Raw genomic sequence first — 6586 nt, 5'->3', positions numbered from 1 at the left:
TTAGGTTACGCGCGAGAAGGTGTCCTTTAGCGCGCTGACTGTTGCGAGTTTTGCACGCAGACGTCCGGGTCAAGCGTTCCCGCAGCGAAGCGAGGACAACGCTTGACGCGGCGGCGACACCACAAACTTTTCATTGGGTGCAGGCGAAGTCCTGCACCCCTGCCACGTGGCGAACGGGGGGAGCGCGAGGGGGAACGCCTCGCATCTAAAGAAGACTCGCGCCGAAGGCGCTCCGCTTATCTCTCGTTACGGTGTTGTCATCTGTTAGTTCGATCGATTGGGTAAGCACGTGGAGATGTTGATTCTCTTTGCGCCTCCGGGTGCGTTGCCTCCGGAGGGCGGGATGGTTTCGATCGTGCGGGCGACCGACGGCGTTGAAGGGATTCCAGCCGGGTTTCCCATTTTACTCGACGCGCAGATGTCGATCATCGAGCCGGCTTTCAGCTATTTGCTCGAGCTCGCCACGATCCCCGGCCGTTCGCATGCGACGGAGACGCTGCGGACCTACAGCGAGCACCTGCATGACTGGTTCGACAGCTTGGAGCAGAGCGGCCTCGACTGGCGGCTTGCCGACGAAGGAACGATTGCTGGGTACCGCAACAGGATGCTGGCGGCACCGAGCCCCCATACGGGTCGCCCTTATGCCCGTTCAACCGTGAACGATCGTGTCCGGTCAGTGTGCCGCTTCTATTTGTGGGCGCATCGGCGCGGTCTGATCGACACGCTGCCGTTCGATTATGTCGATGTGTCGCTCCGGTCGTCGCGCCAGGGCATGATGGCGCATCTTGACCACCGTCGGCCTATCATAGCGGCGAATGTCCTGACAATTTCGGAAGCGGAGCGGCTGCCGCGCCCGCTGCGCGTCGATCAGCTCCAGGCTCTGTTCCACCATCTCGATCCGCCCTATGGGCTGATCGCAGAATGGGCGCTGGCGACCGGAATGCGCCGCAAGGAGTTGTGCGGCCTGAAGCTTCAACAGGTACCGGAGGTTGCCCATCTCGACATCGAGGAAGATCCGCTGGTCGGCATCCCGCTGACCATCACCAAGGGAGACCGGCCAAGGACCGTCTATCCGCCGTTGCGGCTAATCGACCGAACCCACTGGTACGCCGGAGAGGAGCGCGCCGCGCTCGTGAAGCGATTGCGCGCGGCTCGACCGCGCTATCGGTCGCCGGCGACGCTCTTCCTCAACAGCAAGGGCGATCCCATCACACGCGCAAGGCTCTCGGCGGTCTTCGGCGCTGGATTCAGGGCTGCCGGGCTCGCCGGATCAGGGCATTGGCTGCGACACACCTTTGCGATGGCGATGCTTGTCCGCCTGCAAAAGCAGGCGGCGACAACGCCTGACCTCAACCCGCTCAAGATCGTGCAGGTCCTTCTTGGTCATGCGTCGATCCAGTCGACCGCGATCTATCTGCGCTGTGTTGAGCTTCACGCGGACACACTCGCTGAGAGCCTCGCCTATCTGTATGGCGAACTGGTGCCTCATGGCCGTTCGTAAGCGGACCCCGATCGACCGCCGGTTTGCAACTGAGGCGACGCAGACGGCGGCGGTGGACTCGATAGCGCCGGCTGACACGATCATTTTCGTCGATGCCTGGGGCAACCCCGATCAGCGGTTCGATTCCGGACAGCTCGCCGGCCTGCCTGTCGATCTGCGTGACCTCCTGGTCGAGGCATTCCGCGCGCATTGCGTCGCTCAGCAATCAGCAACACGCCAGACGACATGGAGGGCGCTCCGACGTTTCACCTGTTTCGTCGTTGACGACGGCATGATCGAGACCGCGAGTGATCTCGATACCGCGGCACTTGGCCGCTATGTACTCTGGCTGAAGAAGCAAGGGGCATCGCGAGCGCCACGCGGGGCCCACGCTATCGCCTTCGACCTTCTGCGTCCCTTGCTCTTCTGGTGTCGGCGTAATCGACGCGGGCGCATAGCGCACGACCTGGAGATCCCCTGGAATGCGTTTCCGGGGCGGAGGGCGAGCCAACAGCCTCGGCGACGACTTCCCTCGAATCAGGTCAAGGCGATCCTGCGGGCCTGCTACGAGGAGATCGACGAGGCCTGGGCCCGGTTTCAGTACGGGCAGGAGGTTATCCGACGCCCCGAGCTACCGCCCAAGACCTTGCGCGGCCAGGGGCTCGACCGATGGATATGGCGCATCGGCCGGATCGACGACGGCCTCATGCCCGACACGACTGTCCTCGAGGCGCACGGGATCAAGTCCAGCACGCTGGTCCAGTACTGGGGCGGCGCTCGGACCATGGCGCAGTATTTCCATATCACCACCGACACGCTGGTTCCTTTCTTCTTGGCCATCGCCATCCAGACCGCGGCCAATCCCGAACCGCTGCGCCACATCCGTCGGGATTGCCTTGTGCCGCATCCGCTCGACGAACACCGCGTCATCGTCGACTGGAACAAGCCCAAAACGGGCGCGCGGCTTCAGAAAGCGCAGCGGCGGTCCTTCGATCGCCGTCGGCGGTATGCCGCACCCAACCTGATCGAGATGATGCTGGCGCTGACAGAACCGATCATCGCCACAGCACCGCCAAGCGAGCAAGATCGACTCTTCCTGACGCGCAGCATCCATAAGGAGCATTCGCGCCGATCGCTTCGCAGCCGCACCGGGGTCATCGAACACACCGTTCTGAGGCGTGCCATCCTCAGATTCATCGAGCGCGCCAACCAACGCATCGACGCGTGGAACACGGACCATCCGGACCAACTGCGGGAGCCGATCGCAGACTTTGCGCCGGCGTTATTTCGTGGAAGCGTGGCGACTGAGCACTACCGCGCGTCGGGCGGAGACGTTCTCGTCGCTCAATCGATCCTGAACCATGCCAGCGTCGCAACAACAGAGACCTATCTCAAGAGCGAGGAGACGACCCGCCTCCAGCGCCAGACGATCGCGCACCTGCAAGAGCAGATGATCAACTGGGTGCTCGGCCCCGAGCGCGACACGCCTCCGCCGGCCTTCGGGAAGCTGCGCGCCACCGCCCCTTTCGGGCACGACTGCCTGGCTCCTGTCGCTCCCGGCCGAGACGGCGTCGATCGCCTCTGCCCGCAGTTCGGCGGCTGCCTCGCTTGTCCGGGCCTCGTCGTCCCGATCGATGTCGGGCATCTGGCGCGCATCCTCGCCGCTGTCGATCGGCTCGAAGAGGCTCGTAAACGGCTCGATCCGAAGCGCTGGAGCCTTCTCTATGCCCCGTCGTGGCGCATTCTCACCCAGGACATCCTCCCGGATTTCCCCGCGAACATGCACGAGCCCGCCCGCAAGCTCGCTACCGGCATGCCGCTGCTCCCGGAGTTGGAATGACTATGCCGGCACAATCAGAGCGGCTCCATCGTTTCGATGCCGCGCAACGCGTTTCGTCACGATCGATCTGGACCGATGCGCAATGGCATTTCGACCATACGCGGGCCGATCTGCGTCGTCACCAATTTCGCGTCGATTGGGCATTCGAGCTGCCGGACGGCAGTCGCTTCACCGATCCGCGATGGCATCGGTGGCTGGAGGATGCCCGCACCTTCCTATGGTCGCTTCGCGTCGATCCTCCTGTCGGTCGCCGGCAAGCTCAGGCCAGATCGCTTGTGACAGTGGCCGTCCAGCTGCGCTTCCTGATCCGATGGATGGCGGGCCGGGGCATGCACGGGTTCGACGAGTTGGACACCGATACGGCAAAAGAGTTCATGCGATCCGTCACGGAGCGACGCGGCCATGCAGGCATGCCGCTCCGACCGGGCACCCGTCAGGCATACGCCAATCTATTGATCGGCCTCTTCCAGCAAAGAGCCAGACTGGCCTGCCCACCGAGCGAGCATCCCTTCGCCGATGAGCGCGCTAGCCGGTTCTCCGGCTTCGGCCGCCAGACCATCCAGCGCTTGCCCCACACGCCGGACGACATCGCCGTTGCGCTCATCTCGGCAGCGATCCGGCTGATCGGGCAACCAGCCGCCGACGTCATCGCGCTGCGCGACCGCGTCGTGCCGTTTCGCAAGGACGATCCTGGCCCAACGCCTTTCGCCCACCGCCAGGCCGTCCGTGCGCTCGTCTCCTCGTTCCGCTTTTCCACGATCGAGGGCGAGGAGGTCGCCTGGCACCCTCCGTTGACCCGCACAAGGGAGTTGCGCCTGCTGATCAACCGGATTCAGGAGGCGTGTTTCGTCACCATCTCCTATCTGGTCGGCGCGCGCGTGTCAGAGATTCTCTCGCTTCAAGCGAACTGCGTCGAAGAGCGCCCATCCGCCGATGGCGCCGAATCCTTTAGCTATCTCCGCGGGCGGATCTTCAAGACCGCCGGCACTGACGCCGGAACGCCGCATCTCTGGCCGGCGCCGGCACCCGTCCTGCGCGCCGTCGAGGTCCTGCATCATCTGTCGGAGCCATTTCGCGCTGAGACAGGCCGATCGGAGCTCTGGCTCTCCCTCGCTGGCAGGGGCGTCGTCGACCGCCGCCCGCCGGAGGTCCCGACCGGCTGGTCTCTCATCATCCGGCTGAACCGGAGGTTCGCTCCCTTCATCGATCTGCCTTGTCAGGGTGACGGCACGCCCTGGCACCTGACCACGCATCAGGGGCGCAAGACTTTCGCCCGCTTCGTCGGCAAGCGCGATCGCACCGGCCTGCACGCTCTCCAGCATCACTTCGGGCATGTGACCCGCATCATGACCGACAGCGCCTATGTCGGTACCGATTTTGATCTGAGCGAGCTCGTGGACGCACAGACCCTCGAAGAGACGCGCTTCGCTCTCGAGGAGCTGCTCACCGCCTCGCGCCTCGCCGGCAATGGCGGGCGCCGTTTGTCCTCGCGATCGCGTTTCCGCGGCCGCACGCGCGACGGCGAGCTCGCCGCCTACATCAATTTCCTGATCGAAGACAGCGGCATGCGGCTCGGCGTCTGCGATTGGGGGTATTGCGTCTACCGTGTGGAGACCGCCGCCTGCATGGGCGACAATCGTGGTCCGAACGCGCTCTGGCGCACCCAGAGCACCTGCGCAAGCTGCGCCAACTTCGCCGTCACCGAGCGTCATCGCCCGGTCTGGCAGGCACGCCTCGACCGCAATCTGGCGTTGATCGCCGATCGACGCCTCGACGATCCAAGCCTCGCGCTCGCCAACACGCGCATCGCCGAGTGCCAACGCATTCTGTCCGATCTTTCCGCCGCAGGAGAAGGCCATGCCCAAGAGATCCACCGCAAATCCGGATGATCGGCGCATAAAGGCCACGGCGGAGAAGCTGCGCGCGGCGCTCGATCGATTGACGAATGGATCCTCAGAACAACCCGCCGCTTCGATCCGACGTTTGACCGTCGCTGCGCTCGCGCGCGAGGCGGGCGTCGGCCGCAACGCCATCTACGCCAATCACCGTGACATCCTCGACGCCCTCATCCGAGCCCGCCGACGGCAAAGCGTACCTGATCGGATCACCACCATGGGCGACACACTCGTCGAACAGCGTGGTGTAATCGACAACATGCAGCAGCAGATCCGGCAGATCGTCACTGAGAATGCCGGCCTCCTCCAACGCGCCATCGAGGCGGAACGCCGTGCCGAGAGGGCCGAGCGCCGCAGCGCCCACTTGACCAAGGAGATCGTTGTCCTGCGCGGTCCCGCAGTGCTGCGAACGTCGAGCGAATGACCTCGTGCGTCGCGGGTGCCGTTCTCGTCGCGGCGGATTCACGAGCATTACCTTGGATCCGCTCCGAAGCGGCGGTATCACGGCGCCATCTGCACGAACAATCGAGCCTTCTCCGTTGGATCGGGGTCGCGGGATCAACCCGCCGTACCTTCGATCGCGCTACTGTTGCCGCGGTGATGTCGCCGTCGCGGCGGTAGTGAGGGCCTTTGAGCAATGCTCTCCTGTTGGGTTGCTTAGCCCACGTCCATACCGGCCTTTTTCTGGGGGATCACGCGCCACAATACGCTCGCTGCGCTCGCCGACCTTTACCCGCAATGGCTCGTTCGCGATCTTCTTCCCCTGCCGCCAAGCGGCGGCATTCCTCGCGAGGCAACAAGATCGCTCAGCCCGCCATCCTCCGCTGACGCTGCGGGCCAGAGGCTGCAGGTCGGTCGTTGCGGCGCTCAAAGATCGCCATCAAGGCCGCGATGGTCGCGGGCTTGGAAACAGCAACAGGAGATCACTATGGCTCAGATTGGCACCTTCACCCGCGCCGAAGACGGCTCATACACCGGCACCATCAAGACGCTCTCGCTCAATTTCAAGGCGCGCTTCCTTCCGGCCGAACCCTCTGAGAACGAGAAGGCTCCGAACTTGCGCGTGGTGGTCGGTAATGTCGAGATAGGTGCCGCGTGGCAGCGGACCTCCAAGGACAACAACACCGTCTACCACTCGGTCAAGCTCGACGACCCGTCCTTCCCGGCGCCGATCTACGCCAACCTCGTCGCGGTCGATGACGGCTACGCATTGGTCTGGTCGCGCTGATGCGGCCACCGCTCGGATGCGGCGCCCCATCTCGGGGCGTCGCAAATCCGACAACAGGACACTGTAGAAGTGTCCTTCAGAAAATGTCGCTATCGGATCAACCGCTTCATTTCAGAAAGACGGTTGCCAACTGACCTAAAACG

The 6586-nt window shown here is 64.0% G+C and carries 5 protein-coding genes; all 5 read left to right on the top strand.

What is annotated here, in order from left to right:
• Positions 1-343: 343 nt before the first annotated feature.
• The 5 genes from AC1Q6J_RS23030 (at position 344) to AC1Q6J_RS23010 (ending at position 6443) form a co-directional block, all read left to right on the top strand.
• Positions 344-1501 carry a tyrosine-type recombinase/integrase gene (locus tag AC1Q6J_RS23030; RefSeq protein ID WP_057196416.1) on the top strand — a complete coding sequence of 386 codons (1158 nt, stop codon included), beginning with the start codon at positions 344-346 and terminating at the stop codon, positions 1499-1501.
• Positions 1488-3320 (top strand): site-specific integrase, encoded by a 1833-nt coding sequence (locus tag AC1Q6J_RS23025; RefSeq protein WP_057196366.1) that lies wholly within the window; start codon positions 1488-1490, stop codon positions 3318-3320. Before AC1Q6J_RS23030 ends, AC1Q6J_RS23025 begins: the two co-directional genes overlap by 14 nt.
• Complete coding sequence (locus tag AC1Q6J_RS23020) at positions 3317-5209, top strand: site-specific integrase (RefSeq protein WP_057196367.1); 1893 nt, start codon at positions 3317-3319, stop codon at positions 5207-5209. Before AC1Q6J_RS23025 ends, AC1Q6J_RS23020 begins: the two co-directional genes overlap by 4 nt.
• Complete coding sequence (locus AC1Q6J_RS23015; protein ID WP_057196368.1) at positions 5178-5639, top strand: hypothetical protein; 462 nt, start codon at positions 5178-5180, stop codon at positions 5637-5639. Before AC1Q6J_RS23020 ends, AC1Q6J_RS23015 begins: the two co-directional genes overlap by 32 nt.
• Before the next feature lie 504 nt (positions 5640-6143).
• A complete protein-coding gene (locus AC1Q6J_RS23010; protein WP_057196369.1) occupies positions 6144-6443 on the top strand; it encodes a DUF736 domain-containing protein in 300 nt (99 codons plus the stop codon).
• Positions 6444-6586 lie beyond the last annotated feature (143 nt).

The organism is Afipia sp. MLSD5-FHT05B12 (genome assembly GCF_058793355.1).
This window is presented reverse-complemented; position numbering and strand designations above follow the sequence as displayed.

Excerpts from the sequence above, each read along its gene's own strand:
- AC1Q6J_RS23030 (WP_057196416.1), top strand. The coding sequence starts at position 344 with ATGGTTTCGATCGTGCGGGCGACCGACGGCGTTGAAGGGATTCCAGCC.
- AC1Q6J_RS23025 (WP_057196366.1), top strand. The coding sequence starts at position 1,488 with ATGGCCGTTCGTAAGCGGACCCCGATCGACCGCCGGTTTGCAACTGAG.
- AC1Q6J_RS23020 (WP_057196367.1), top strand. The coding sequence starts at position 3,317 with ATGACTATGCCGGCACAATCAGAGCGGCTCCATCGTTTCGATGCCGCG.
- AC1Q6J_RS23015 (WP_057196368.1), top strand. The coding sequence starts at position 5,178 with ATGCCCAAGAGATCCACCGCAAATCCGGATGATCGGCGCATAAAGGCC.
- AC1Q6J_RS23010 (WP_057196369.1), top strand. The coding sequence starts at position 6,144 with ATGGCTCAGATTGGCACCTTCACCCGCGCCGAAGACGGCTCATACACC.